At 34.0% G+C, this 23,753-nt stretch carries 28 protein-coding genes; 10 read left to right on the top strand and 18 right to left on the bottom strand.

The window, feature by feature from the left end:
* Position 1: 1 nt before the first annotated feature.
* From EQG68_RS11205 to EQG68_RS11145, 13 genes are all read right to left on the bottom strand, one after another.
* Positions 2–295, bottom strand: coding sequence for a hypothetical protein (locus EQG68_RS11205; RefSeq protein ID WP_129464975.1), 294 nt, complete (start codon positions 293–295; stop codon positions 2–4).
* A complete protein-coding gene (gene ftsY, locus EQG68_RS11200; protein WP_129464974.1) occupies positions 295–1,248 on the bottom strand; it encodes a signal recognition particle-docking protein FtsY in 954 nt (317 codons plus the stop codon). Before ftsY ends, EQG68_RS11205 begins: the two co-directional genes overlap by 1 nt.
* A 100-nt stretch (positions 1,249–1,348) precedes the next feature.
* Positions 1,349–1,501 (bottom strand): DUF4295 domain-containing protein, encoded by a 153-nt coding sequence (locus tag EQG68_RS11195; protein ID WP_129464973.1) that lies wholly within the window; start codon positions 1,499–1,501, stop codon positions 1,349–1,351.
* A gap of 8 nt (positions 1,502–1,509) precedes the next feature.
* Positions 1,510–1,692, bottom strand: a complete 183-nt coding sequence (gene rpmG / locus EQG68_RS11190) for a 50S ribosomal protein L33 (protein WP_112087260.1) — start codon at positions 1,690–1,692, stop codon at positions 1,510–1,512.
* Between the two features lie 26 nt (positions 1,693–1,718).
* Entirely contained in the window at positions 1,719–1,955 is a 237-nt protein-coding gene (rpmB, locus tag EQG68_RS11185) for a 50S ribosomal protein L28 (RefSeq protein WP_112087259.1), read from the bottom strand.
* A gap of 74 nt (positions 1,956–2,029) precedes the next feature.
* Positions 2,030–3,277 (bottom strand): CinA family nicotinamide mononucleotide deamidase-related protein, encoded by a 1,248-nt coding sequence (locus EQG68_RS11180; protein WP_129464972.1) that lies wholly within the window; start codon positions 3,275–3,277, stop codon positions 2,030–2,032.
* A gap of 241 nt (positions 3,278–3,518) precedes the next feature.
* The gene (locus tag EQG68_RS11175) at positions 3,519–3,863 is read right to left on the bottom strand and encodes an Hpt domain-containing protein (RefSeq protein WP_129464971.1); all 345 of its coding nucleotides are present in this window, start codon (positions 3,861–3,863) and stop codon (positions 3,519–3,521) included.
* A gap of 4 nt (positions 3,864–3,867) precedes the next feature.
* Positions 3,868–4,479, bottom strand: coding sequence for a fumarylacetoacetate hydrolase family protein (locus tag EQG68_RS11170; RefSeq protein ID WP_129464970.1), 612 nt, complete (start codon positions 4,477–4,479; stop codon positions 3,868–3,870).
* Positions 4,480–4,525: 46 nt separating this feature from the next.
* On the bottom strand, positions 4,526–5,302 hold the full coding sequence (locus EQG68_RS11165; protein WP_129464969.1) for a 3'-5' exonuclease: 777 nt from the start codon (positions 5,300–5,302) through the stop codon (positions 4,526–4,528).
* A gap of 150 nt (positions 5,303–5,452) precedes the next feature.
* Entirely contained in the window at positions 5,453–6,832 is a 1,380-nt protein-coding gene (locus tag EQG68_RS11160) for a dihydrolipoamide acetyltransferase family protein (protein ID WP_129464968.1), read from the bottom strand.
* Between the two features lie 146 nt (positions 6,833–6,978).
* On the bottom strand, positions 6,979–8,148 hold the full coding sequence (locus EQG68_RS11155; RefSeq protein ID WP_129464967.1) for a glycosyltransferase family 2 protein: 1,170 nt from the start codon (positions 8,146–8,148) through the stop codon (positions 6,979–6,981).
* A 9-nt stretch (positions 8,149–8,157) separates the two neighbouring features.
* On the bottom strand, positions 8,158–8,463 hold the full coding sequence (locus EQG68_RS11150; protein ID WP_129464966.1) for a type 2 periplasmic-binding domain-containing protein: 306 nt from the start codon (positions 8,461–8,463) through the stop codon (positions 8,158–8,160).
* The gene (locus EQG68_RS11145) at positions 8,460–8,681 is read right to left on the bottom strand and encodes a hypothetical protein (RefSeq protein ID WP_129464965.1); all 222 of its coding nucleotides are present in this window, start codon (positions 8,679–8,681) and stop codon (positions 8,460–8,462) included. The genes EQG68_RS11150 and EQG68_RS11145 overlap by 4 nt, the downstream gene beginning before the upstream one ends.
* A 154-nt stretch (positions 8,682–8,835) precedes the next feature.
* Here EQG68_RS11145 and EQG68_RS11140 point away from each other — a divergent pair, with 154 nt between their 5' ends.
* From EQG68_RS11140 to EQG68_RS11100, 10 genes are all read left to right on the top strand, one after another.
* Positions 8,836–10,695 (top strand): ABC-F family ATP-binding cassette domain-containing protein, encoded by a 1,860-nt coding sequence (locus tag EQG68_RS11140; RefSeq protein WP_129465050.1) that lies wholly within the window; start codon positions 8,836–8,838, stop codon positions 10,693–10,695.
* 71 nt (positions 10,696–10,766) lie between these two features.
* Positions 10,767–11,138, top strand: coding sequence for a four helix bundle protein (locus EQG68_RS11135; RefSeq protein ID WP_129464964.1), 372 nt, complete (start codon positions 10,767–10,769; stop codon positions 11,136–11,138).
* A 47-nt stretch (positions 11,139–11,185) separates the two neighbouring features.
* Positions 11,186–11,965, top strand: a complete 780-nt coding sequence (locus EQG68_RS11130) for an O-methyltransferase (protein ID WP_129464963.1) — start codon at positions 11,186–11,188, stop codon at positions 11,963–11,965.
* Between the two features lie 102 nt (positions 11,966–12,067).
* Positions 12,068–12,757 (top strand): ABC transporter ATP-binding protein, encoded by a 690-nt coding sequence (locus EQG68_RS11125; RefSeq protein ID WP_129464962.1) that lies wholly within the window; start codon positions 12,068–12,070, stop codon positions 12,755–12,757.
* Between the two features lie 36 nt (positions 12,758–12,793).
* Entirely contained in the window at positions 12,794–12,928 is a 135-nt protein-coding gene (locus EQG68_RS15320; RefSeq protein ID WP_262707602.1) for a hypothetical protein, read from the top strand.
* A 4-nt stretch (positions 12,929–12,932) separates the two neighbouring features.
* Entirely contained in the window at positions 12,933–13,802 is an 870-nt protein-coding gene (locus EQG68_RS11120) for an ATP-grasp domain-containing protein (RefSeq protein WP_129464961.1), read from the top strand.
* Positions 13,803–13,883: 81 nt separating this feature from the next.
* The gene (locus EQG68_RS11115; protein ID WP_129464960.1) at positions 13,884–14,456 is read left to right on the top strand and encodes a cob(I)yrinic acid a,c-diamide adenosyltransferase; all 573 of its coding nucleotides are present in this window, start codon (positions 13,884–13,886) and stop codon (positions 14,454–14,456) included.
* Positions 14,457–14,638: 182 nt separating this feature from the next.
* Positions 14,639–14,860 carry a DUF2795 domain-containing protein gene (locus EQG68_RS11110; RefSeq protein ID WP_002986941.1) on the top strand — a complete coding sequence of 74 codons (222 nt, stop codon included), beginning with the start codon at positions 14,639–14,641 and terminating at the stop codon, positions 14,858–14,860.
* Positions 14,861–14,967: 107 nt separating this feature from the next.
* Positions 14,968–18,318 (top strand): preprotein translocase subunit SecA, encoded by a 3,351-nt coding sequence (gene secA, locus EQG68_RS11105; RefSeq protein ID WP_129464959.1) that lies wholly within the window; start codon positions 14,968–14,970, stop codon positions 18,316–18,318.
* Positions 18,319–18,394: 76 nt separating this feature from the next.
* Complete coding sequence (locus EQG68_RS11100) at positions 18,395–18,964, top strand: hypothetical protein (protein WP_129464958.1); 570 nt, start codon at positions 18,395–18,397, stop codon at positions 18,962–18,964.
* A gap of 73 nt (positions 18,965–19,037) precedes the next feature.
* Here EQG68_RS11100 and EQG68_RS11095 read toward each other — a convergent pair whose 3' ends face one another.
* The 5 genes from EQG68_RS11095 to dndC all read right to left on the bottom strand — a co-directional run bounded on the left by EQG68_RS11095 (position 19,038) and on the right by dndC (position 23,724).
* Positions 19,038–19,238 carry a T9SS type A sorting domain-containing protein gene (locus EQG68_RS11095; protein WP_164975439.1) on the bottom strand — a complete coding sequence of 67 codons (201 nt, stop codon included), beginning with the start codon at positions 19,236–19,238 and terminating at the stop codon, positions 19,038–19,040.
* A gap of 38 nt (positions 19,239–19,276) precedes the next feature.
* Positions 19,277–20,836 carry a DndE family protein gene (locus EQG68_RS11090; RefSeq protein ID WP_246011726.1) on the bottom strand — a complete coding sequence of 520 codons (1,560 nt, stop codon included), beginning with the start codon at positions 20,834–20,836 and terminating at the stop codon, positions 19,277–19,279.
* A complete protein-coding gene (locus EQG68_RS11085) occupies positions 20,808–21,263 on the bottom strand; it encodes a hypothetical protein (protein WP_187347465.1) in 456 nt (151 codons plus the stop codon). The genes EQG68_RS11090 and EQG68_RS11085 overlap by 29 nt, the downstream gene beginning before the upstream one ends.
* A gap of 150 nt (positions 21,264–21,413) precedes the next feature.
* Complete coding sequence (locus EQG68_RS11080) at positions 21,414–22,376, bottom strand: HNH endonuclease (RefSeq protein WP_246011724.1); 963 nt, start codon at positions 22,374–22,376, stop codon at positions 21,414–21,416.
* A gap of 4 nt (positions 22,377–22,380) precedes the next feature.
* Positions 22,381–23,724, bottom strand: coding sequence for a DNA phosphorothioation system sulfurtransferase DndC (gene dndC, locus EQG68_RS11075; RefSeq protein WP_129464956.1), 1,344 nt, complete (start codon positions 23,722–23,724; stop codon positions 22,381–22,383).
* Between the last annotated feature and the right edge of the window lie 29 nt (positions 23,725–23,753).

Raw genomic sequence — 23,753 nt, 5'->3', positions numbered from 1 at the left:
TTTAATTTCCATATTTATTTTGTAAAGAGTAAACCCAATCTCCTTCGTAATAGCGAACAACAATAATAAGTGTAACAGTAACAATTGTGATTATCCAAGAATATTTTTTATAAAGAACTGTATAAGCCGTCAAAATTCCCATAATTATGAATGGAATAGCTAAGATGATATTCGGAATCATCCAAGCACCTCTTAAAATTGCAATAGATTTAAGTAGTACAAAAAAAAAGCTGTAAACCGAAACAATTTTGGTTAACGAAACTAGGTATTTATTAAAAACTTTTGGCTCTTCCATTATTTAAAAAAAGAATCTACAAATTCATATTTATTGAAAACCTGTAAGTCTTCAATTCCCTCGCCTACACCGATATATTTAACCGGAATTTGGAACTGATCTGATATACCAATCACTACGCCACCTTTTGCGGTACCATCTAATTTTGTAACTGCTAAGCATGACACCTCGGTAGCTGCAGTGAATTCTCTGGCTTGTTCGAATGCATTTTGACCGGTTGAACCATCTAAAACCAATAATACATCATGAGGAGCATCGCCCACCACTTTTTGCATGACACGTTTTACTTTGGTAAGCTCGTTCATTAAATTTACTTTATTGTGCAAACGACCGGCTGTGTCAATTATAACCACATCAGCACCTTGTGTCACCGCACTTTGCAAAGTATCAAATGCAACAGAAGCAGGATCACTTCCCATTTGTTGTCTAACGATTGGCACACCAACCCGATCTGCCCAAATTTGCAATTGGTCTATTGCTGCCGCACGAAAAGTATCCGCTGCTCCTAAAACCACTTTATGTCCGGCTTTTTTAAATTGATAGGCTAATTTTCCGATGGTAGTTGTTTTACCCACACCATTTACACCCACAACCATAATAACATACGGTTTTTTGTTGGCTGGAATTTCAAACTCAGAAGCTTCACCTGAATTTGTTTCAGATAAAAGTCCGGCAATTTCTTCACGGAGAATCTTATTGAGTTCGTCTGTTCCTAAGTACTTGTCTCTGGCAACACGCTCTTCAATTCTATCAATGATTTTTAGAGTGGTTTTTACACCCACATCAGAAGAAACCAATACTTCTTCTAAATTATCTAAAACATCTTCATCTACAGATGATTTTCCGGCTACAGCTTTGGTTAACTTGGCAAAAAAAGAAGTTTTAGTTTGTTCTAAACCTTTGTCTAACGTTTCTTTTTTTTCGGATGAAAATATTCGTTTAAAAAAACTCATATTCTAGTTGATTATATTTGATACAAAATTATGAATACAAAGATAAAATAAAAAAGCTACTTTCAATGAAAGTAGCTTTATCTATACTATTGTGAGTAAATTATTTCTTGTTTAAGAAACTATCTACTAATTCTGGTGCCATTACTGATTCAACGAAAGTATAAGCTCCTGTTTTAGGAGATTTTACCATTTTAATGGCTTTAGTTAATCTTTTTGACGCTGTTTGTAACGTTGCTACGGTTTTCTTTGCCATTTCTTATCTTATTTAATTTCTTTGTGAACTGTTACTTTTTTCAAGATTGGATTAAATTTTTTAATCTCTAATCTATCAGGAGTATTTTTTTTGTTTTTAGTTGTGATATAACGAGACGTTCCAGGTACACCTGAAGTTTTGTGCTCTGTACACTCTAAAATTACTTGGATTCTATTGCCTTTCTTTGCCATTTTTCAGTATATTTAATAAGGTGGAATTAAGAAATAAATCCTTTAGCTTTTGCATCTTTCAACACAGCGGCTAACCCTTTTTTATTAATTGTTTTAATAGTAGATGCTGCTACTCTAAGCGAAATCCATCTGTCTTCTTCAGCAAGATAGAAACGTTTTTTAACTAAGTTTACTGAAAATTTTCTCTTAGTTTTGTTCATCGCGTGAGAAACATTGTTTCCTACCATCGCTCTTTTACCTGTAAGGTCACAAACTCTTGACATTATGCTTATCTTTTATCGTTATTCAAAATCAGGGTGCAAAGAAACAAAAAACTAATCTATTACACAAACAAATTTTAGTAGTTTTTTAAAATTTCTTTTAAAAGTAGTTCAAGTCCTTTGTTTACTGCTCTATCTATCACTTTTTGACGCGGTTGACCAAAATTAAACTCCTCTGAAAAAACTCCTTTTGGAGTAGCAATGGCAAAACAAACTGTTCCAACCTTTACATCGGCATCGCCTTTGGATGGACCTGCATTTCCTGTCGTTGAAATAGCGAAATCGGTTTGAAGTAATTTCTGAGCTCCCAAAGCCATTTCTTCTGCCACCTCTTTACTTACAACCGAATAGGTATCAATGATTGATTGATTAACTTTAAGTAAAGAAACTTTTGTGTCTGTAGCATAAGTTACCACTCCTCCACGAAAATAAACAGAGGAACCCGCAACAGAAGTAATGACTTCAGAAATCTTACCTCCCGTGCAACTTTCAGCGGTGGCAAGCGTGAATTTCTTTTGACTTAATAGTTTACCCAAAACGAATTCTATACTTTCATCCTCTTCAAAGCCAACAATGATGTCGCTGATAATTTCTTGTAATTGAGCAACCAATTCATTGATTGTAGTTTGTAAAAACTGTTCGTCTAATCCACGAGCAGATAAACGCAAACGCACGCGACCAGGACTTGGTAAATAGGCTAATTTTACAAATGTTGGCAAATTATTTTCCCATTCTTCGATGCGTTCTGCCACGATGCTTTCGCCTTGACCGTAGGTTAAAATGGTTTTGTGTAAAATGTAAGGTCGTTTGTATTCGTTGACGATTTTTGGAATTAATTCGTCGGTTACAATGGCTTTCATTTCATAGGGAACGCCGGGCAAAGAGACAAAAACGGTATTTTCTTTTTGCATCCACATGCCGGGAGCGGTTCCGAAATTATTTGGCAAAACAATACACTTGGATGGAACCATCGCTTGGTCTCGATTGACTTGCGAAACCACAAAATTCATTTTGGTAAAAAGTTCGACGATGTGATTTTCAACGGCTTGATTTCGTTGTAAAATATCTTCAAAATATTCGCAAAAAGTGATTTTGGTAATATCGTCTTTGGTTGGACCCAAACCGCCTGTTATGATGACAAAATCAACATGGTTTTGCACTTTTGCAAAAGTTTCTAGAATGTGATTCTTATCATCGCTGATTGAAATCATTTCGTGCACCTCGACACCAATTTTGTTCAATGCTTTGGCAATGAAACCGGAATTGGTATCGGTAATTTGACCGATGAGAATTTCGTCGCCAATGGTGATGATGGTTGCTTTCATTTTTTGAGGTGCTGAGTGACTGAGTTGCTGAGATGCTGAGATTTTTATTTTGCTAAATCACTCAGCTACTTAGTAGCTCAGTGTCTCAGCTACTCTTTTAGCCCGGATAGTAGCGGAAAGCCCGGAACTAAAAAAACTAATTTTTCTTTGCAAAAAAGAGCGACCAACGGAAGCTCCTTTTTTGACTTAGAAAAATAGTTTTTTTTTGTGAGGACTTACAGCGGATAGCCGGAATAGCTTCTTATAATTCGAAATCTTTATTAATTTCTTTAACTGCCTTTTCTACTTGCTCTTCGATACTTTTGAAAATCTCTTTAATTTCTTTTCTTTTTCCTTCGCGTTTGGTCCACGCTTCTACCTGAAGAATCTCTTCGTAAGCTACATTCATTCCCAATAAATCAAGCGTAGGTTTTATTTTGTGAGCATAGCTGTAAGCCAATTTGTGATTTTTTTCTTCAATGCCTTGTTTGACGAACTTTAAATCTTCCGGGATTTCGCTCACAAACAGCGTAATAATTTGGAGAACGAACTCGGGATCGTTATCTGAAAGTGCATAGACTTTGGCTAAGTTATAATTTAATGCCATGATTTTATTTTACTTGTATTCGGAATAGTTTTTTGTTTTCTATAAATCCTTCGAGGATGTCGTTCGGGTTTACTTTTGCCACACCTTCAGGTGTTCCGGTAAAAATAATGTCGCCAATTTTGAGTGTAAAGTATTGAGAAACATAAGCAATAAGTTCGTCAATCTTCCATAACATATGGCTGGTATTGCCCTTTTGAACGGTATTTCCGTTGGATTTTAATTCAAAATTAATATTTTCTGTGGAACTGAAATCTTTTTTCGATAAAAAGCTACCAATAACCGCTGAACCGTCAAAAGCCTTGGCTTTTTCCCATGGTAAGCCTTTCTCTTTGAGTTTGGCTTGCAAATCGCGAGCAGTGAAGTCAATCCCAAGTCCGATTTCGTCATAATAATTAGGAGCGAACTTGGCATCAATATATTTACCTACTTTATTAATCCGAACTAAAATTTCAACTTCATGATGAATGTCATCACTAAACTCCGGAATTACAAACGGATGCTGTTTGAGCAAAACCGCACTATCCGGTTTTAAAAAAACAACCGGTTCTTCGGGTCGCTCGTTGTGGAGCTCTTCGATGTGTTTGGTGTAATTTCGTCCGATGCAGATGATTTTCATTTTTTTTAAGTTGCTGAGGTTCTGAGTTACTGAGATGCTGAGTTTTTTAACTTAGTTTGTTGTTCAGTTTTCTAAGTTTGATGGCGGTGAGGACTTTTTTGGTATAAAGCGGGAAATCGGCATTTTGAATCCAACCGAAATAGCCGGGTTCTTCTTCCAATACTTTTTCAACCAACGCTCCTTTGTGTTTTCCGAAGGTAAAAATTTCTTGTCCTTTGTCATTCAACGCTATAAAACCGGCGAAATCAACAGATTTTTTACGGGTGGTGAATTCAGAAAGCAATTTCATGTCGTTTTCCAATTCGGGATAACGCTCTAATTGAGCTTTTAAAATTTCGTAAGTTGCCATGGTGTCGGCCTCAGCTGAATGAGCGTTTTCAAGTAATTGTCCGCAATAAAATTTATAAGCCGCACTTAACGTTCGCTCTTCCATTTTGTGGAAAATGGTTTGTACATCAACTGAAACTCTGTTTTTCATATCAAAATCAACTCCGGCACGTAATAATTCTTCGGCTAATAATGGAATATCAAATCGATCGGAATTAAATCCGGCTAAATCAGAATCTTTGATCATGTTGTAAATCTGACCGGAAAGTTCTTTGAATGTGGGTTCGTTGGCTACTTTCTCATCGGTAATGCCATGAACTTGAGTAGATAAAAATGGAATTTTCATTTCCGGATTCACCAACCAGGTTTTACTTTCTTTGTTTCCGTTGGGATAAACTTTAAAGATAGCGATTTCCACAATTCGATCTTTGGCAACATCTACTCCGGTAGTTTCAAGGTCGAAAAAGCAAATTGGGCGATTTAATTTGAGTTCCATTTTAAAATTTTAGAAAAACAAAGATAAGGGTTTGAAATCACCTTTTAACGATGAAATTATTTTTTTTAAGAGTATTTTAAGGTTTGGTGGATTAAAAAACCCTTTCAGTTTCTGAGGGTTGAAAGGGTTAAAATTTTATCATTTTACTTTTTAGAATTCTCTATTCTCGCTAAAACCTTCTAAATAATCCGCTACGCGTTTAACGAATTGTCCGCCCAATGAACCATCCACTACACGGTGATCGTAACTGTGCGATAAGAACATTTTATGGCGAATTCCAATATAATCTCCGGTTGGAGCTTCGATAACTGCGGGAACTTTTCGGATGGCACCTAAAGCTAAAATCGCTACTTGTGGCTGGTTGATGATGGGTGTTCCGAAAACACTTCCAAAAGTTCCCACGTTGGTTACGGTGTAGGTTCCGCCTTGAATTTCGTCCGGTTTTAATTGGTTATTTCGAGCACGGTTCGCTAGGTCATTCACGGTTTTGGTCAATCCGACTAAGTTAAGCATATCTGCATTTTTGATAACCGGTACAATTAAATTTCCGTTCGGTAAAGCCGCAGCCATTCCTAAATTGATGTTTTTCTTTTTGATGATATAATCGCCTTCTACCGAAATATTAATCATTGGGAAGTCTTTGATGGCTTTTGCCACAGCTTCCATAAATATTGGTGTAAACGTTAGCTTCTCGCCTTCTCTTTTTTCAAAAGCATCTTTCACTTTATTTCTCCAATTCACGATGTTGGTTACATCCACTTCAATAAACGACTGCACGTGTGCCGAAGTTTGTTTAGAAGCTACCATATATCCTGAAATCAGTTTACGCATACGATCCATTTCGATGATTTCGTCTTGACCGTTTACGGAAACCGGTATTTTTTTCTCAGGAGTTGATTCTGTTTTAGGAACTTCAACTTTTGGAGCTTCAACCTTTACTTCAACTTTTGGTCCCGAAGTTTCGGGATCAACAGCAACCGGTTCTACTTTTGGAGCTGCAGCAACTGCAGGTTTATTAGCACGGTCTTTTACATATGCTATGATATCGTCTTTGGTAACACGACCTTCTTTACCGGTGCCTTTTATACTTTCTAATTCTGCAATAGAAACCCCTTCTTCTTTGGCAATATTTTTCACTAAAGGAGAAAAGAATTTCTCTGATGCTGAAAAATCTACCTCAACAGGAGCAGCGGTTTGAACCGTTTCTTTCACCACTTCAATGGCTTTCTCAATTTGAGCAACAGCTTCGACTACTTCTTCTTTAGGAGATTCAACTGGAGCATTTCCGCCTTCGGTATCAATAATTGCAATGGTTTGACCCACTTTAACCACATCATCTACTTGAAATAAAATTTCAACTAATGTTCCGGAAACTTCCGAAGGAACTTCACTATCTACTTTGTCGGTAGCGATTTCTAAGACCGCTTCATCGGCTTCGATTTTTTCTCCAACTTTTTTAAGCCAATTGGTAATGGTTGCCTCGGCAACGCTTTCTCCCATTTTGGGCAATTTTAATTCAAATTTTGCCATATTGTTAACCTAAAGGTTTATTTTTTATTTCAGTTTGCGAATTTACTAAAAAAAGGATTGATTTTAGCAATAATCAATAAAATTTTCAATATCAAAAATCAATAGCAATAGCCATGTCAACTTCAAAAATCAATAATCAAAATTCTTCAATTTTCAATCAATACGACTTCGCCTCTATCGTTGCTGTTGTTGCTTCCAAGCATAAAATTACTTTGATTGGGGATGATTTTGAATGTAACATTTTTACTTTTATACGTTTCCATGGCGGAGATAATGGTAGAAAATGAAAAATCATCCTGATCAAAAATAATTTCAACGTTAGAATTTATTCCTTTTAAAAGCGAAGGTAATTCATTTTTAAAAGTAGTAGAAAGCTGTTTTACATTTTTTCCTAACAATTTTTCGAGTTTTTCTTTTAATAACTCGTTTTGAGAAATTAAAATATAACTGTCTATTTTTATATTGGAAATTCCTGTTTTATTTTTCTTTAAAAAAGCAAAAAAGAAGCTACCAACTTTCATAAAAAAACTAAAAAAACCTGATTTTTTGAAATGTTTGGCATAAAAATAATCCATCGCTTCTTGAAAACGTTTCATATAGGTTTCGTCTTTTACAGTGCTTTCTCCTTTATAATGAATGACGGTCGTTTTGGCAAAATAGAAATTAGATTTTCCATTTTTCAAAACCCTATAACTCAAGTCAATATCATCGGAATACATGAAACAATTTTCGTCAAATCCACCCAGTTCAGTATACAAATCGCGTTTCATCACCATAAAAGCTCCCACTAAAATATCCACTTTTCCGGATTGATTTTCGGATAAATGTTGAGCATAATATTGGTTGAACAACTTAATTTTCGGAAAAATTTTATACAATCCAAAAATCTTAGTAAATGCCACCCAAGGCGTGGGAATGCCTCGTTTACTCTCCGGGAGAAAATTTCCGGTACCGTCGATGAGTTTGCATCCGATTATTCCGAGTTGGGAGTTTGGAGTTAGGAGTTTGGAGTTAAAAATCTTTGTAAAAGTATCTTCTGCAACAACCGTATCAGGGTTTAAAATACAAATGTATTCGCCTTTAGCTTGTGCAACGCCAATGTTATTACCTTTTGGGAAACCGGTATTTTTTTTGTTCTCAATTAGTTTGATGTCAGGAAAACGGGTTTTCATCATTTGACAACTATCGTCAGAAGAATTGTTATCGACCACAATAATTTCACCCTCAATGTGTTGCAAAGCAGTCTGCACACTGAGCACACATTGTTCTAAGAAATAGCGAACGTTGTAATTGAGGATGATGACAGATAGTTGCATAAGGCAAATTTACAGCAACTTATTTAAATCTTGAGGATTTTTTGAATTGTTCCAAAATAAATGCAAATCAACTACTTTATTTATTAAATCAATTGTATAAAAAAGTTTAGTTTGCTTTGAAATAACAATTGAGTATATTTTATTTGAATTATCATAAATTCCAATTAATGGATTTTCTGAAAGTCTGTTCAAGTTTTCGAATACTAAATCCTGAAATTTCTGAACCTCTTTATGGTTCCATTTACGGAAAATAAAATCGATTTCATCATAATAGGATATTTGAGAATTTGGTTGCCAAATTATCTGATATGTCATTTCAAAAAAGGATATTTTAGTTTAATTCTTTTTTGCATTTCTTCATTTGAAATCCCTTTGTCCTCTTTAGCATCTTGTATCGATTTTTCCAAAACTTTTATTAATAATGGATGTAATTCTTCTTCTTGAACACTATTTTTTTCAACATTGTATTCCGCGATCGGTTCTTCAACTTTGTTGATGTTTTTGTTTTCGTGGTTTTGATTCTTTTTACTCATGGCATTATGTTTAAAAAAGTAAAAATAATGATTTATTATTTGGATTCATATAAAAATCAGCTATTTTACTAATTCGTTTCAGAAAAAATAAAGCATTACTTTTGTACTTCTAAAACCATTGACTAATTGGCAAATTGCCTTATTGACACCTTACATGAATTACCTTTCAGTAGAAAATATATCTAAATCCTTCGGCGAACGCGTTTTATTTGACAACATTTCGTTTGGTATTAATAAAGACCAAAAAATTGCTTTTATTGCCAAAAACGGTTCGGGAAAAACGACCGTTATGAACATTATTAATGGTTTTGATGAGCCGGATACGGGTCAGGTTGTGATTCGAAAAAATATCCGAATGGCTTTTTTGTCGCAAAAACCGAATTTGCAAGATGAATTGACCATTGAGGAAAGCATTTTTGCCAGCGATAACGAAACGCTCAAAGTGATTGAGCAATATGAAAAAGCTCTTCAAAACCCTGAAAATGAAGAAGCTTATCAAAAAGCGTTTGATTTGATGGATCAACACAACGCTTGGGATTTTGAAACACAATTCAAGCAAATCTTGTTCAAATTGAAACTGGAAGATTTTAAATTGAAAGTCAAAAGTCTCTCGGGTGGACAAAAAAAACGACTTTCCTTAGCCATCATTTTAATTAATCGTCCGGATTTGTTGATTTTGGATGAACCCACTAACCATCTGGATTTGGAGATGATTGAATGGCTGGAAGATTATTTTGCCAAAGAAAACATCACGTTGTTTATGGTGACGCACGACCGTTTCTTTTTGGAACGGGTTTGCAACGAAATCATTGAATTGGACAATGGCAAATTGTATCAATACAAAGGTAACTATTCCTATTATTTGCAAAAGAAAGAAGAACGAATTGCTTCTGAAAATGCCAGTATCGATAAAGCTCAAAACCTCTTCGTAAAAGAATTGGCTTGGATGCGTCGCCAACCCAAAGCGAGAACGACCAAATCGAAATCACGTCAGGATGATTTTTATAAAATAAAAGCGGTAGCAGAAAGTCGCCGAAAAGAAAATGTGGTAGAATTGGAAATCAACATGGAACGCATGGGAAGCAAGATTATTGAGCTCCACAAGTTGTATAAAAAGTTCAAAGACAGGGTAATTTTAGATAATTTCTCCTATGATTTTCAACGTGGTGAACGGATTGGAATTATCGGTAAAAACGGAACCGGAAAATCAACTTTTTTGAATATTTTAACCAAAACTATCTTGCCTGATGCCGGAAAAGTAGTAATTGGCGATACGATAAAGGTGGGTTATTATACGCAAAGCGGCATCAACCCAAAACCGGGTCAGAAAGTGATTGATATAATTAAAGAATACGGCGAATATATTCCACTTACGAAAGGGAAAATCATTTCAGCTTCGCAATTGTTGGAACGTTTTCTATTTGATGCCAAAAAACAGTATGATTTTGTGGAAAAATTGAGTGGTGGCGAATTAAAACGTTTGTATTTGTGTACGGTTTTGATTCAGAATCCGAACTTTTTGATTTTGGATGAGCCCACCAATGATTTAGACATTGTGACTTTGAATGTGTTGGAAAGCTTTCTATTGGATTTTCCGGGATGTTTGCTAGTAGTTTCACACGATAGATATTTCATGGATAAAATCGTGGACCACCTATTTGTTTTCAGAGGCGAGGGTGTTATTGAAGATTTCCCCGGTAATTATTCCGATTTCAGAGCTTATGAAGATAGTGCTGAACCTAAAAATTTATCTAATGTTAGCACTGAAAAAACAAATTGGAAAGAAAAGCAAGTTAAAGAAGGTTTAACGTTTAACGAGCAAAAAGAATTTCAGAAAATTGAACGCGAAATCAAAGATTTAGAATTCGAGAAAAAGCAAATCGAACAACTTTTTGCCGATGGAAAAGTAGCAGATGACGCTATTGAGAAAAAAGCAAATGAGTTGCAAGTGATTATAAAGAAATTGGAAGAAAAAGAAGAAAGATGGTTTGAATTATCTAGTAAAATGGAGTAAATAGTTTTCAGTCGCAGTCGCGGTTTTCAGTCGCAGTTTGATTAAAATATATATTTTAAAAAAGAAGAAAAATGGATTTCAAAGAATTATTAGCCTATCAAAAAGCTTTTTTATTAGCCATGGAAATTTATAAAATCAGTAATTTATTTCCCAAAGAAGAAAAATATTCATTAACTGATCAAGTACGACGATCATCTAGAAGTGTTTGTGCAAATATGGCGGAAGCCTATAGAAAAAGAAGATATGTTAATCATTTTATATGTAAACTTACGGATTGTGATGGAGAAAATTCTGAAACTACTGTTTGGTTAGATTTTTCATTGGAATGTGGTTATATTTCAAATGAAATACATTCAGATTTAACAACAAAATCAAAAGAAATTGGTAAATTAATTAATTTTATGATCAATAACCCTGATAAATTTGGCTGCAAACCAAACTGAGACTAAGAAACTATAACTGAAAACCGTAACTGTGACTGCGTCTAAAAATGAAACACATCCTAAAATCATATCTAAAATTCCTTTACCATTCCAAAAACGAACACGGAGTGCATTCGCCATTTGTATTTGATTTGGTGACGAAATGTTTTTATAATAAAACAAACTATCTCGACTATTCCATTTTAAAAGCATACCGAAACTCCCTTTTAGAAAATGAAAATACCATTGAAGTAACCGATTTTGGTGCCGGCTCTCGAGTTTTTAAATCCAATAAAAGAAAAGTTTCCGCGATTGCCAAAAATGCCGGAATTTCTATTAAAAATGGGGAATTATTGTTTCGAATGGTTCGTTATTTCCAACCGGAATATATTTTAGAAATCGGAACTTCTTTAGGATTAGCTACTTCTGCCCTATCGTTAGGAAACAAAAATTCAAAAATAATTACGTTAGAAGGTTGTCCGAATACAATGGCAATTGCAAAAAATCAATGTCAATTACAAAATCTAAACAACATTGATTTTGTACACACAAAATTTGAAGATTTTTTGATAACCCACAACCCACAACCGACAACTTACAACTTTATCTACTTCGACGGGAATCACTCCAAATCAGCTACTTTAAACTATTTCGAATTATTATTACCAACCATTTTAAATGATTCGGCTTGGATTTTCGATGACATTCACTGGTCCAAAGACATGGAAGAAGCATGGAAAGTTATTAAAAACCATCCTAAAGTGACTGTTACGATTGATACTTTTCAATGGGGAATTGTATTTTTCAGAAAAGAACAAGAGAAAGAGCATTTTGTTATTCGTGCTTAATTTTAAGAAAAATAGTGTAACAATTAATGTGTTTTTACTACTTATATGACGAGTATTGTAAATCAAAAAATCTGCAATCGTTAATCAAAAATCCAAACTCCAATGGCTAATCCATTAATTAAAATCTCCGATTTAAAACGTGACTTTGTTTTAGGAAGTGAAACGATTTATGTTCTGAAAGGAATCGATTTAGAAATCAACAAAGGTGAATATGTGGCGTTGATGGGACCATCCGGTTCCGGAAAATCTACTTTGATGAATCTTTTGGGTTGTTTGGATACACCCACATCGGGAACGTACATTTTAAACGGAAAGGATGTCAGTAAAATGCACGATGATGAATTAGCCGAAATCCGAAACAAAGAAATCGGATTCGTTTTTCAAACCTTTAATTTGATGCCCAGAACAACAGCGTTAGACAATGTTGCTTTGCCTATGGTATATGCCGGTCACTCCAAATCAGAACGTCATGAAAGAGCTTCTGAAGTTCTCACTCAAGTGGGTTTAGCCGATAGAATGGACCACAAACCCAACGAACTTTCGGGTGGTCAACGACAACGTGTAGCAGTTGCCAGAGCATTAGTGAACAAACCTTCTATCATTTTAGCCGATGAGCCAACCGGAAATTTAGATTCCAAAACTTCAGAGGAAATCATGGGTCTTTTCAATGAGATTCATAAAAACGGAAATACAGTCATTTTAGTTACCCACGAAGAAGATATTGCTGCTTATGCCCACCGAATTATCCGTTTGCGAGACGGAATTGTAGAAAAAGACGAGCGGGTAAAATAAACAATTCGTAACTTTGTTACATCAAGTTTATTGTATATGAAAACCCTAATTATCGTCATGGTTATTCTTTTTGTAGCAGTTATCATTGTGACACGAATGGCCAATAAACAAAGAGGAAATCGCCGAAATCGCAGTTTCAAAACCAATTATTATTCCAAAAAGAAAAAATAATCTGATGAAAATTGGAATACTTACTTGTGCCCGATTACCTGAACTTTTACCCTCAGACCAAAAACTAATTCCGCTTTTTGCGAAGGAAAATGTTTTTGCAAAAGCTGTAATTTGGGATGATATTTCAGTTGATTGGTCTGAATTTGATGCCCTCATTTTCAGAAACACCTGGGATTATTATCAAAAAGAAACCGCATTTAATTCGTGGTTAGATAAAATCGAATCGTTGGGAATTAAAACATTCAATCCGATTTCAGTTATCCAACAAAACAAACATAAATTTTATTTAAAAGAACTTGAAAAAGAGGGAATTTTAATACTTCCGACAATTTTTTTAGAAAAAAATTCAACTTCAAATTTATACGATTTAATTCCGGAAAGTTGGGAGAAAATAGTGATTAAACCTGCTTTTTCCGCCGGAAGTTATTTGACTAAATTAATTGACCGAAGCGAATTAACCTCCATCCAAACAGAATTTAAAGAACATTTTGCAACAAAAGATTTTCTCTTGCAAGAATTTCGTCCGGAAATAAAAGAATTGGGCGAAACTTCGTTTATCTTTTTCAATGGAAAATTTTCACATGCTGTCAATAAAAAACCCGTCGAAAATGATTTTAGAGTTCAAATTCAATACGGTGGAAAATATACATTAATTCAACCCAATGATGATTTATTGCATCAAGCAGAATTGGTTTTATCAAAAATTCCAGAACAAATGTTGTATGCTCGTGTAGATGGTATTGTCATTGATAATAAACTTCACTTAATGGAAATTGAACTCATAGAACCCGATTTGTATTTTGACTTAGCGAAAGGAGCGAGAGAACGATTTGTGGAATGTTTTTTGAAAGTTACTGAGAAGCTGAGGTTCTGAGTGACTGAGAAAAAAAAATTCGTAATTTAGCAAAATAAAAAACTCAGTTACTCAGCTTCTCAGAACCTCAGCTTCTCAAACATGAAAATATATACCAAAACCGGCGACAGCGGTACCACCGCACTTTTTGGCGGAACACGCGTTCCTAAACACCACATTCGAATTGAAAGTTACGGAACGGTGGACGAATTGAATTCGCATATCGGTTTAATTCGTGACCAGAACATCAATCAACTTTATAAAAATGTTTTAATTGAAGTGCAAGACCGCCTTTTTACCGTTGGAGCTATCTTAGCCACTCCACCGGAAAAAGAAGTGTTAAAAAATGGACAGCCACGCTTAAACATCAATCGAATTTCGGAGGCCGATATTCAATTATTGGAAAATGAAATCGATACGATGAACGATGCCTTACCTCCGATGACGCATTTTGTGCTTCCTGGCGGACACACAACTGTGTCATATTGTCATATTGCTCGTTGTGTATGCCGCAGAGCCGAACGCCTATCGGTGCACCTTCACGAATTAGAACCGACAGATGAGCAGGTTTTAAAATACCTAAACCGACTTTCTGACTATCTTTTTGTGTTGGCACGAAAGTTGTCCTTTGATCTTCAAGCGGATGAAGTTAAATGGATTCCGAGGAAGGAGTAATCGGTTGTCGGTTGTCGATTATTAGTATAATCTGAACACTGAAATCTAAATACTGAAAACTATTTCAAAGACGTTCTTACCTTTTAAAAGTATTAAAAATTACTTTTTGGTAAAATAAATCACTTTTTACTTGACTATATCAGTAGAAAATTTATTTTTGCATAAAATTAAATCGATAGAAGATGTATTGGACATTAGAATTAGCATCCTATTTGAGTGATGCACCGTGGCCAGCCACCAAAGATGAGCTTATTGACTATGCTATCAGAACGGGTGCTCCCCTCGAAGTAGTGGAAAACCTTCAATCTATTGAAGACGAAGGCGAAATTTACGAATCGATGGAAGAAATTTGGCCGGATTATCCTACAGACGAAGATTATCTTTGGAACGAGGACGAATATTAAAACAAAAATAAAAAAACACCAAAAAGAAGTCTCAAACGAGGCTTTTTTTTTGTGTAAATTTGCATCCCGAATCATCGGGATTTTATAACATTATAAATCAAAATAAAATGAGTTTCATTAATAGTATTCTGAAAGCATTTGTGGGCGACAAATCCGAAAAAGATGTCAAAGCAATACAACCTCTTATTACGAAAATAAAAACATTTGAAAGTAGTCTTTCTTCACTATCACATGATGAATTACGAGCCAAAACTGTTTTTTTTAAAGAAAAAATAAAACAGGCTCGTGCTGAAAAAGATGCCAAAATCGCATCGTTAAAAGTTGAAGTGGATCAAATTACTGACATTGATAAAAGAGAAGACATTTATGCTTCAATTGATACTTTAGAAAAAGAAGCCTACGAAATCTCAGAAAAAACGTTAAACGAAATTCTTCCCGAAGCATTTGCTGTGGTAAAAGAAACAGCAAAACGTTTTAAAGACAATACTAACATTACCGTAAAAGCTACTCCAAAAGACATTGAACTTTCAGCTACTAAATCTTATATTTCGATTGAAGGTGATCATGCGGTTTGGGCTAATTCATGGAATGCAGCCGGAAAAGAAATCACTTGGGACATGATTCACTACGACGTTCAGTTGATTGGTGGAGTTGTATTGCATCAGGGAAAAATTGCTGAGATGCAAACCGGTGAAGGAAAAACATTGGTGGCTACACTCCCACTCTATTTGAATGCGTTAACCGGAAATGGCGTGCATTTGGTTACCGTAAATGATTATTTGGCAAAACGTGATAGTACATGGAAAGCTCCTTTGTTTGAATTTCATGGTTTAACTGTGGATTGTATTGATAATCATCAACCAAACACCGATGCGAGAAGAAAAGCCTATGATGCCGATATTACTTATGGCACCAACAATGAATTTGGTTTTGATTACTTAAGAGATAACATGGCTCATTCGCCAAACGATTTAGTACAACGCAAACACAATTATGCCATTGTCGATGAGGTCGATTCGGTTTTGATTGACGATGCCAGAACACCTTTAATTATTTCCGGACCGGTTCCGCAAGGAGACCGTCATGAATTTAATGAATTGAAACCGAAAGTTGATAATTTGGTTTCTTTACAACGCAATTTAGCGACCGGATTTTTAACCGAAGCCAAACGTTTAATCAAAGAAGGAAACACCAAAGACGGTGGTTTTCAATTGTTGAGAGCGTATCGTTCGATGCCGAAAAATAAAGCCTTGATTAAATTTTTGAGCGAAGAAGGTATCAAACAATTGCTTCAAAAAACGGAGAATCAATACATGCAAGACAACAACCGCGAAATGCCAAAAGTGGATGAAGCGTTGTATTTTGTGATTGAAGAAAAAAATAATCAAGTTGAGTTAACGGATAACGGTATTAAATTCTTGTCTACTGATACAGATGAAAACTTCTTCGTATTACCGGATATTGGAACCGAAATTGCCCGAATTGAAAAAATGAATTTGGCCAAAGATGCCGAAGCCGAAGAAAAAGAAAAATTATTCCAAGATTTTTCAATTAAATCGGAACGCATTCACACGTTGACACAATTATTAAAAGCCTATACTCTTTTTGAAAAAGATGTGGAATATGTAATCATGGAAGATAAAATCATGATTGTAGACGAGCAGACCGGTCGTATCATGGATGGTCGTCGTTATTCTGACGGTTTACACCAAGCGATTGAAGCCAAAGAAAATGTAAAAATTGAAGCGGCTACACAGACTTTTGCAACCGTTACTCTTCAAAATTATTTCAGAATGTACAGCAAATTAGCCGGTATGACCGGAACAGCTGTGACAGAAGCCGGTGAACTTTGGCAAATTTATAAATTGGATGTAGTGGAAATTCCAACTAACCGACCAATTGCCAGAAAAGACCAAGAAGATTTAATATACAAAACCACCCGTGAGAAATTTAATGCGGTTATTGAAGATGTTACCAAACTTTCGCAAGCGGGAAGACCGGTTTTGATTGGAACCACTTCAGTAGAAATTTCAGAATTATTGAGTAGAATGTTGAAAATGCGAAACATTCCACACAATGTTTTGAATGCGAAAATGCATAAAAAAGAGGCAGAAATTGTAGCCGAAGCCGGAAAACCGGGAGTGGTAACCATTGCTACCAACATGGCAGGTCGTGGAACGGATATTAAATTGACTCCGGAAGTAAAAGCTGCCGGTGGTTTGGCCATTATTGGTACAGAACGTCACGATTCGCGTCGTGTGGACAGACAGTTGCGTGGTCGTGCGGGTCGTCAAGGAGATCCGGGAAGTTCACAGTTTTATGTTTCGTTAGAAGATAATTTAATGCGATTATTTGGTTCGGAACGCGTTGCCAAAGTAATGGATCGAATGGGCTTGAAAGAAGGCGAAGTGATTCAACATTCAATGATGACCAAATCGATTGAAAGAGCTCAGAAAAAAGTAGAAGAAAACAACTTTGGGGTGCGTAAACGTTTGTTGGAATATGACGATGTGATGAATTCACAACGGGAAGTAATTTACAAACGCAGAAGACATGCTTTACACGGTGAACGTTTGAAAGTGGATATCGCCAACATGATGTATGACACCTGTGAAAACATTACGAATGAAAACAAAGCCACTTCTAATTTCAAGAATTTTGAATTTGAATTGATTCGTTATTTTTCCATTACTTCACCTATTTCTGAAAGTGAATTCAACAAGTTGAGTGAAATGGAAATCACCGGAAAAGTCTATAAAGCAGTTTTAGCTCATTATGAAGAGAAAAATGCACGTGATGCCAGAGAAGCCTTTCCAATTATCAAAAACGTATATGAAAATCCAAACAATCACTATGAACGCATTATTGTTCCTTTTAGTGACGGACAAAAAACGTTGAATGTGGTAACCGACTTGAAAAAAGCGTATGAAAGCGAAGGAAAACAATTGGTTGCCGATTTTGAGAAAAATATCACGTTAGCCATTGTGGATGAAGCTTGGAAAAAGCATTTACGCAAAATGGATGAATTGAAACAATCGGTTCAGTTGGCCGTTCACGAGCAAAAAGATCCATTATTGATTTATAAGTTTGAAGCGTTTAATTTGTTTAGAGCGATGTTGGATGGTGTAAATAAAGAAGTGATTTCTTTCTTGTTTAAAGGTGATTTACCAAATCGTAATGAAACGAATATTCAAGAAGCAAGAGAAGTTCGCAGAAAAGAAAATTATACAGAAACGAAAGCTTCAACTGAAATAAACGATGGAGCTCAAGCCAACAGACAAGCGGGAGAAATGGCGAGTCAGCGACCAGCAGTTACTGAAACGATTGTTCGTGAAATGCCAAAAATCAATCGAAATGATACGGTTACGGTAAAACATGTCATGAGTGGCAAAACAGAATCCATGAAATACAAAAAAGCAGAAAGCTTGATTGCTAGCGGTGAATGGGTTTTAGTATAAACAAAAAATAAATGAATTTATAATCCCTGGCATGTAAATTGTCAGGGATTTTTATATTTGTTAAAAATCTCGTCACATGAAAAAAATAGTATGCTTATTTTTATTGGCTTTTTGGAATGGCCAAACACAAACTTTGGAACAATTAAAATTGGAAACCAAAAAATTTTATGAGGCTCATTACAACATGGATTTTGATGGAATAGCTTCACTTTATCATCCGAATTATTTTGAAAAAATAACAAAAGAAGAAATAACAACTAAATTAGATGAACAATTTCAAAATGATAAAATAGGGATACGATTTGTTTTCCCGACCATGAATTTTACTTTTGGAATGCTTCAGGAAATTGAGGGTAAAAAATATTGCGTGATTTCTTTTAAAAATACTTTTCGAGTGAATTTTATCGACAAATTATCAGAAGAGGAAGTCCAAAAAAATATTGCTTCCTTTCAAGCTAATCCAAAAATTAAATCTGTGAAATACGAAGCCAAACGCAATAGTTTTTTCATAGAAGAGAATGTGATTTGGGTGGCAGTTTTCCATTCTTCAACCATGGATAATTGGAAATTCATTGAACAAAATCCAAAATTTCAATCTTTTGATAATTTGTTGAATCCGGAAATTCAAAAGCAATTGGGACTATAAAAAAAGGGATGGCAGAAACCATCCTTTTCTATTATATTAAAACTAATTTACTGTTTCACAAACTTCGACACTCCTACTCCTTTATCAGAATGTACTTTTTTACAAAATACGTTCCGGTTTGCAAAATGGAAACATCTATGCTGAGTTGATTATTATCGTTGGGAATCGCTTGAATTAATTGTCCTAAACTATTGAAAATCTCAACTGATTTTAGGGTAATGGTTTGGCTTTCAATTGTGATTGTTGAACCGGCCGGATTTGGATATAATTTCACAAAATTAGAAAACTCAAAATCCGGATTGATATAAAATACTATTTTGTATTAAATATTTCTCCAAATTCAAACTCACGAATATTTGATATTGCTTGTCTTGGATTGATGGATTCCATAGAACGATTTATTTTACTTCTTTGTTTTTCTCCAGCACCTAAAAATTTACTAATAGATTTCCAATTATTGCCATCTTTGATTTGCATTAAAAATGTTGATTGACACATTTCAGAAAAATCAAAAGTTGGTTGGTTAAATTCTTCAATACCTTGTGAAACTAACATTACAGCAACACCTTGTGAACGAACTTCACGCAATAATTTTTCTAATATTTCTTGTGATTTCTTTTCCTTGAATACATTATGTGCTTCATCAATAAGTAATACATACCGAAGACCGCTATAATTGTCTTCAATAGGCACTTTATCCATATTCATAAATATATTATACAAGTAGTAAATAACTAAAAATGTAGCTGTAAAACGCACTTCTTTACTTAAATCTCCCGACAGACTTAAATAGTAATTTTCATTGATAAAATCTCCTAATTTGTTATTATCAAACAATTCTATTTCTGTTAAACCTATTAATATTTGCGTTAATGAAGTAGGTTTATCTCCTGCAATCTCGTATACATTTTCTAATATATCTGATAATGTTGGATAACTACCATCTTTTTTATCTTCAAATGCTTTTCTTGTAGCATCTTTTAAATGTTGCTTTTGAACATTTCCTAAATTAGCATATTTAACTATAATATCAACAAAACGACCTATTCCAACAATTTTATCTCGTTCATTTACATTATTGATAAATGACAATGGATTAACAGGGAATGAGTCTGTTGGTGTATCTATTAATTTAGCATTAGTATTATTAAAAAACTCTTTGAAATCTTTATTAGATTTATCGCTTTCAGTCATTCCTTTAAAATCTAAATATAGATAATTGACCTTACCTTTTGACTCTGTAATAATTCTTTCTAAAATTTTTCTAACAAAATAAGACTTACCCATTCCTGATTGACCCGCAACAGCAATGTGGCAGTTCCCATACATTGATGTATTGTTAGGAGTGAAATAAATATCTTTCCCTTTATATTCTCCTATTAATACTTTAATCGGTGCTAAATAACTCTCTTTTTCTTTTAACGAATTATTTTTGTTTTTAACAAAATCAAAATTGGTTTCATTTTCATTTATTGCATCAATTCCAATTTCGATATGGTCTAATAGAAACTCTATACCTGATACATTTTTGTTTTCTTCAAAATAAAGGTTAATCATTTCTAAACCGCTATCAATATGCCATTTCAGATACTTTCTAACATCGGTATCATCTTTATGGATTTGATATTTTTGACAAATTAAAGAAATGTAATACTCTTTATAGTTTCCAAATAAAGTATTGTCTTTATACTCTTTTTGCTTTTCAGAAGTTGAATTATTTTCGGAAGTGTAAGTTGCACCTTTTGCCAATGAATATGCTAATGAAATTCGGGCGATATGATTTTCTTCGCCTAATTGCATTCTATTCGTTAATTTCTTAACAAGCTCTGATGAAGTTTTGATATTAAATTGCATCTTGATAATCTCGTTCAAATATTTTAAATAATTCCTCTTTGCTTTCTACTTTTTCAAATGCAGATTGTTCATTTTCAATATTTTTTATCAAATAGGTTTTACTGATATTTGGTAATAAAATGTTGAATTCTTCTTCTGACATTTCTTTTTTGAGCAATGGGAAAATGATAACTTGCTCTGATACTTTTGGATAAAAATGTTTCACAATACTATTAGAATGGTCAACATCAAATTTTTGCATTGGCGAGTCAATGAATACAGGGAAACTAATATTAGATTCATCAACTAAACCTTTTAATAATGCTGTTGCATACATCTGTTGTTCTCCTTTTGAAAGTGAATCTTTATTAATGATATTACCTCTTGAATCAATCAAGTTAATATCAATATCTTCTCCGATAATTTCTACATTTACATCTTTAATAAATGATTTTTTATGCAACAAAGTATCTAAACCATTTTTAATTCGCTCTGAAAGTGATTTGGATTCTTTTATTTGGGCGTGTCCCTTCGGGTCGGGCTATCCGCTACAAGTCCTCGCTCGTTCCTCGCTGTGGGCTTTTCGCTTCTATCCCTCACGCAAATGTGAATTAGTTTAGAAATTAAATCTTTTTCGATGTTGATAAAGATTTTCTAAAGCAGGGTGAAAATTAGAATTTTCTGGAAGTGTTATTTTATTTCCTGCAAATTGAGAAATATTGTAAATCGAAGTTTTTTCTACAAAATTTTTATTGATAATTACTCTATAATCATCAGAGATAGAAATCAAGCCTCTATCAAATGCTCTGTGAAGATTCGGACAAAGTGCAATTCCGTTTGTTAATGTGTCATCATAACCTTCTGAAAAAGGAACAATGTGACAAGCATCAACCATTGAAACATTGGTTATTGCATCAATCCTTAAACCCGTTATTGCACAAGTATTGTTATAAATTTTAGGAATTTCTCTTTTGAACAATCCACTTCGTATAAAAACTTCCTCTTGAAAAGCATTTTCATCCACTTGGTTTTTTAATTCAATTATTTTTCTTTTATACTCTTCCGAAGGTTCATTTAAAATAGAAATATTTGGTAAATCGTCATTTCCATTATTACCAAAATTTGATTTTGTTTCTGGAAAATATTTATCTAAAATGGAAATTTTTAAAATATCTCTGCTTTCAGGTTGAAGAAGTAATTGTGCAAGTTCTGCATCAATAAGAGCAAATTTAATAGCAGTCGTTAGATTTCCTAAACTTCGCATTGAACTTTTGCTTTCAATCCATTTTTCGCACCCAACATTCGCAATCAATTTCCAAAAAGGTTCGGAATTCATATGATAAAATGGCATTGCAAAAATCGGATGATGATTGGTTACTACCAATTTTGACCAATTTGATTTAAAAGAAGCAACTAATTCAGGTAAAATATTAATTTGATTATCAGTAAAAATTCCTTTTTGAAACAAACTAATAATACTTAACAATAAAATAGGTTTATGTGGAGCACCACCATTTTTGGCATCTCGTTTTAAGTGCGTAAAACAATGAATATAATATGGAAGTTTTTCTGAAAACAATTTTTTAAGCTACTTTGATATATTGTTTATAACGTTTTTCAATATCTTCAATCAATCCTCTTCGTTTCATCATAATTGTTTTAGACTTTTCTAATTTTAGCAAGTCTTGTATTAAAGTGAATTGTTTTTTATCCTTTTCACAAGCAGACAACAGAAGTTCTTCTTCTTTTTTTACGAGTTCATTGTGCTGTTTCATATCAAGATGTTTATTAAATACTTTATTGTAAATATCTGAAACCGTGTATTGAAAAAATAAATCACGATACCAAATAACTTGAATTGCAATTAATTCTTGTTTGTTTATTAATTCCACTTCATAACCTAATTCATTGATTTGCTTTTGTGCTTCAAAAACTTTTTCAAGAATTTCAGCTCTGTGTTTTAATTCCACAACGCCACCGTGAGGAATGGTTGCTTCAAGTCCATTTCTTCTGAAATGCGAACGATTTTCGGGTTTATTTCTTTCTTCTTGAATCCAATTTCTTAAATCTCGTAAAGGAATTAACCATTGTTGTCCGTTTTCAATTTGAGCAGAAATAGATTTGTCTTGTTTTACAACCGTACAAGTCCAACAACCGAAACGACTTTGTCCACAAGATTTATGCTCTTTATCTGAAACCATTGTAGGACATTCGTAATCATCTGCACTTGCATCAGCATAAATATCAAACAATTCTTTATTATTTGCACCCCAAGGCGATTGAAAGGTATTGATGATATACCAAATTTCTTCTAATTGCAACTCTTTTATTGGAGAATAGACAAAAACATTATTTTGTAATGGGTGTTTTGTTAGACGTTTTCCCTTAATATCGTGCTTTTTAATTGATTTTGCTCTTGAAGAACTTTCACTTTTTCGAGTTCCAACTAAAATAATTGCTTCGTGGTGGTCGTTATCTTCACTTTTTACAATATCAGTTACAAATTTAGCAGTTGGCTTTATTTTTAACCTTTCTGTACACCATCTAAAACTATTATTAGGTGCAGGATAACCTTTTCCAATTAGATTTACAAAAAATGAATCTTCTAATCTTGGTATTGTTTTTTGCACAAAAACAGGAAGCGAATGTTTTAAAGCACCCTCTTTGATTTTCTCTAAAATTTTATTTACATAGTTTGTAATGATTGGATTTTCAACCAACGTATCATTACATACTACATATACTTCACGTTTTAAAAATGATTTTCCTTTTTCGTTTTTAATTTTTAATAGAGCCAACCAAGTAAGAGTTAGTAAGACTGTTGAATCTTTTCCACCACTAAAACCAATAATCCAAGGTCTATTGTTGTCCTCAATAGCATATTGGTCAGCGATTTCTTCAATTATATAATTTATTCTTTTGCTCATTTTATATTTAACTTAAATAAGAAACCACT

The organism is Flavobacterium piscinae (genome assembly GCF_004122145.1).
Taxonomy (GTDB): Bacteria; Bacteroidota; Bacteroidia; order Flavobacteriales; family Flavobacteriaceae; genus Flavobacterium; species Flavobacterium piscinae.
The sequence above is the reverse complement of the archived record's forward strand: the minus strand, read 5'-3'. Positions and strand labels throughout refer to the sequence as shown.

Bases quoted from the DNA above. Each gene is read 5' to 3' on its own strand.
- EQG68_RS11205 (WP_129464975.1), bottom strand. From the start codon at position 295: ATGGAAGAGCCAAAAGTTTTTAATAAATACCTAGTTTCGTTAACCAAA.
- ftsY (WP_129464974.1), bottom strand. From the start codon at position 1,248: ATGAGTTTTTTTAAACGAATATTTTCATCCGAAAAAAAAGAAACGTTA.
- EQG68_RS11195 (WP_129464973.1), bottom strand. From the start codon at position 1,501: ATGGCAAAGAAAACCGTAGCAACGTTACAAACAGCGTCAAAAAGATTA.
- rpmG (WP_112087260.1), bottom strand. From the start codon at position 1,692: ATGGCAAAGAAAGGCAATAGAATCCAAGTAATTTTAGAGTGTACAGAG.
- rpmB (WP_112087259.1), bottom strand. From the start codon at position 1,955: ATGTCAAGAGTTTGTGACCTTACAGGTAAAAGAGCGATGGTAGGAAAC.
- EQG68_RS11180 (WP_129464972.1), bottom strand. From the start codon at position 3,277: ATGAAAGCAACCATCATCACCATTGGCGACGAAATTCTCATCGGTCAA.
- EQG68_RS11175 (WP_129464971.1), bottom strand. From the start codon at position 3,863: ATGGCATTAAATTATAACTTAGCCAAAGTCTATGCACTTTCAGATAAC.
- EQG68_RS11170 (WP_129464970.1), bottom strand. From the start codon at position 4,479: ATGAAAATCATCTGCATCGGACGAAATTACACCAAACACATCGAAGAG.
- EQG68_RS11165 (WP_129464969.1), bottom strand. From the start codon at position 5,302: ATGGAACTCAAATTAAATCGCCCAATTTGCTTTTTCGACCTTGAAACT.
- EQG68_RS11160 (WP_129464968.1), bottom strand. From the start codon at position 6,832: ATGGCAAAATTTGAATTAAAATTGCCCAAAATGGGAGAAAGCGTTGCC.
- EQG68_RS11155 (WP_129464967.1), bottom strand. From the start codon at position 8,148: ATGCAACTATCTGTCATCATCCTCAATTACAACGTTCGCTATTTCTTA.
- EQG68_RS11150 (WP_129464966.1), bottom strand. From the start codon at position 8,463: ATGACATATCAGATAATTTGGCAACCAAATTCTCAAATATCCTATTAT.
- EQG68_RS11145 (WP_129464965.1), bottom strand. From the start codon at position 8,681: ATGAGTAAAAAGAATCAAAACCACGAAAACAAAAACATCAACAAAGTT.
- EQG68_RS11140 (WP_129465050.1), top strand. From the start codon at position 8,836: ATGAATTACCTTTCAGTAGAAAATATATCTAAATCCTTCGGCGAACGC.
- EQG68_RS11135 (WP_129464964.1), top strand. From the start codon at position 10,767: ATGGATTTCAAAGAATTATTAGCCTATCAAAAAGCTTTTTTATTAGCC.
- EQG68_RS11130 (WP_129464963.1), top strand. From the start codon at position 11,186: ATGAAACACATCCTAAAATCATATCTAAAATTCCTTTACCATTCCAAA.
- EQG68_RS11125 (WP_129464962.1), top strand. From the start codon at position 12,068: ATGGCTAATCCATTAATTAAAATCTCCGATTTAAAACGTGACTTTGTT.
- EQG68_RS15320 (WP_262707602.1), top strand. From the start codon at position 12,794: ATGAAAACCCTAATTATCGTCATGGTTATTCTTTTTGTAGCAGTTATC.
- EQG68_RS11120 (WP_129464961.1), top strand. From the start codon at position 12,933: ATGAAAATTGGAATACTTACTTGTGCCCGATTACCTGAACTTTTACCC.
- EQG68_RS11115 (WP_129464960.1), top strand. From the start codon at position 13,884: ATGAAAATATATACCAAAACCGGCGACAGCGGTACCACCGCACTTTTT.
- EQG68_RS11110 (WP_002986941.1), top strand. From the start codon at position 14,639: ATGTATTGGACATTAGAATTAGCATCCTATTTGAGTGATGCACCGTGG.
- secA (WP_129464959.1), top strand. From the start codon at position 14,968: ATGAGTTTCATTAATAGTATTCTGAAAGCATTTGTGGGCGACAAATCC.
- EQG68_RS11100 (WP_129464958.1), top strand. From the start codon at position 18,395: ATGAAAAAAATAGTATGCTTATTTTTATTGGCTTTTTGGAATGGCCAA.
- dndC (WP_129464956.1), bottom strand. From the start codon at position 23,724: ATGAGCAAAAGAATAAATTATATAATTGAAGAAATCGCTGACCAATAT.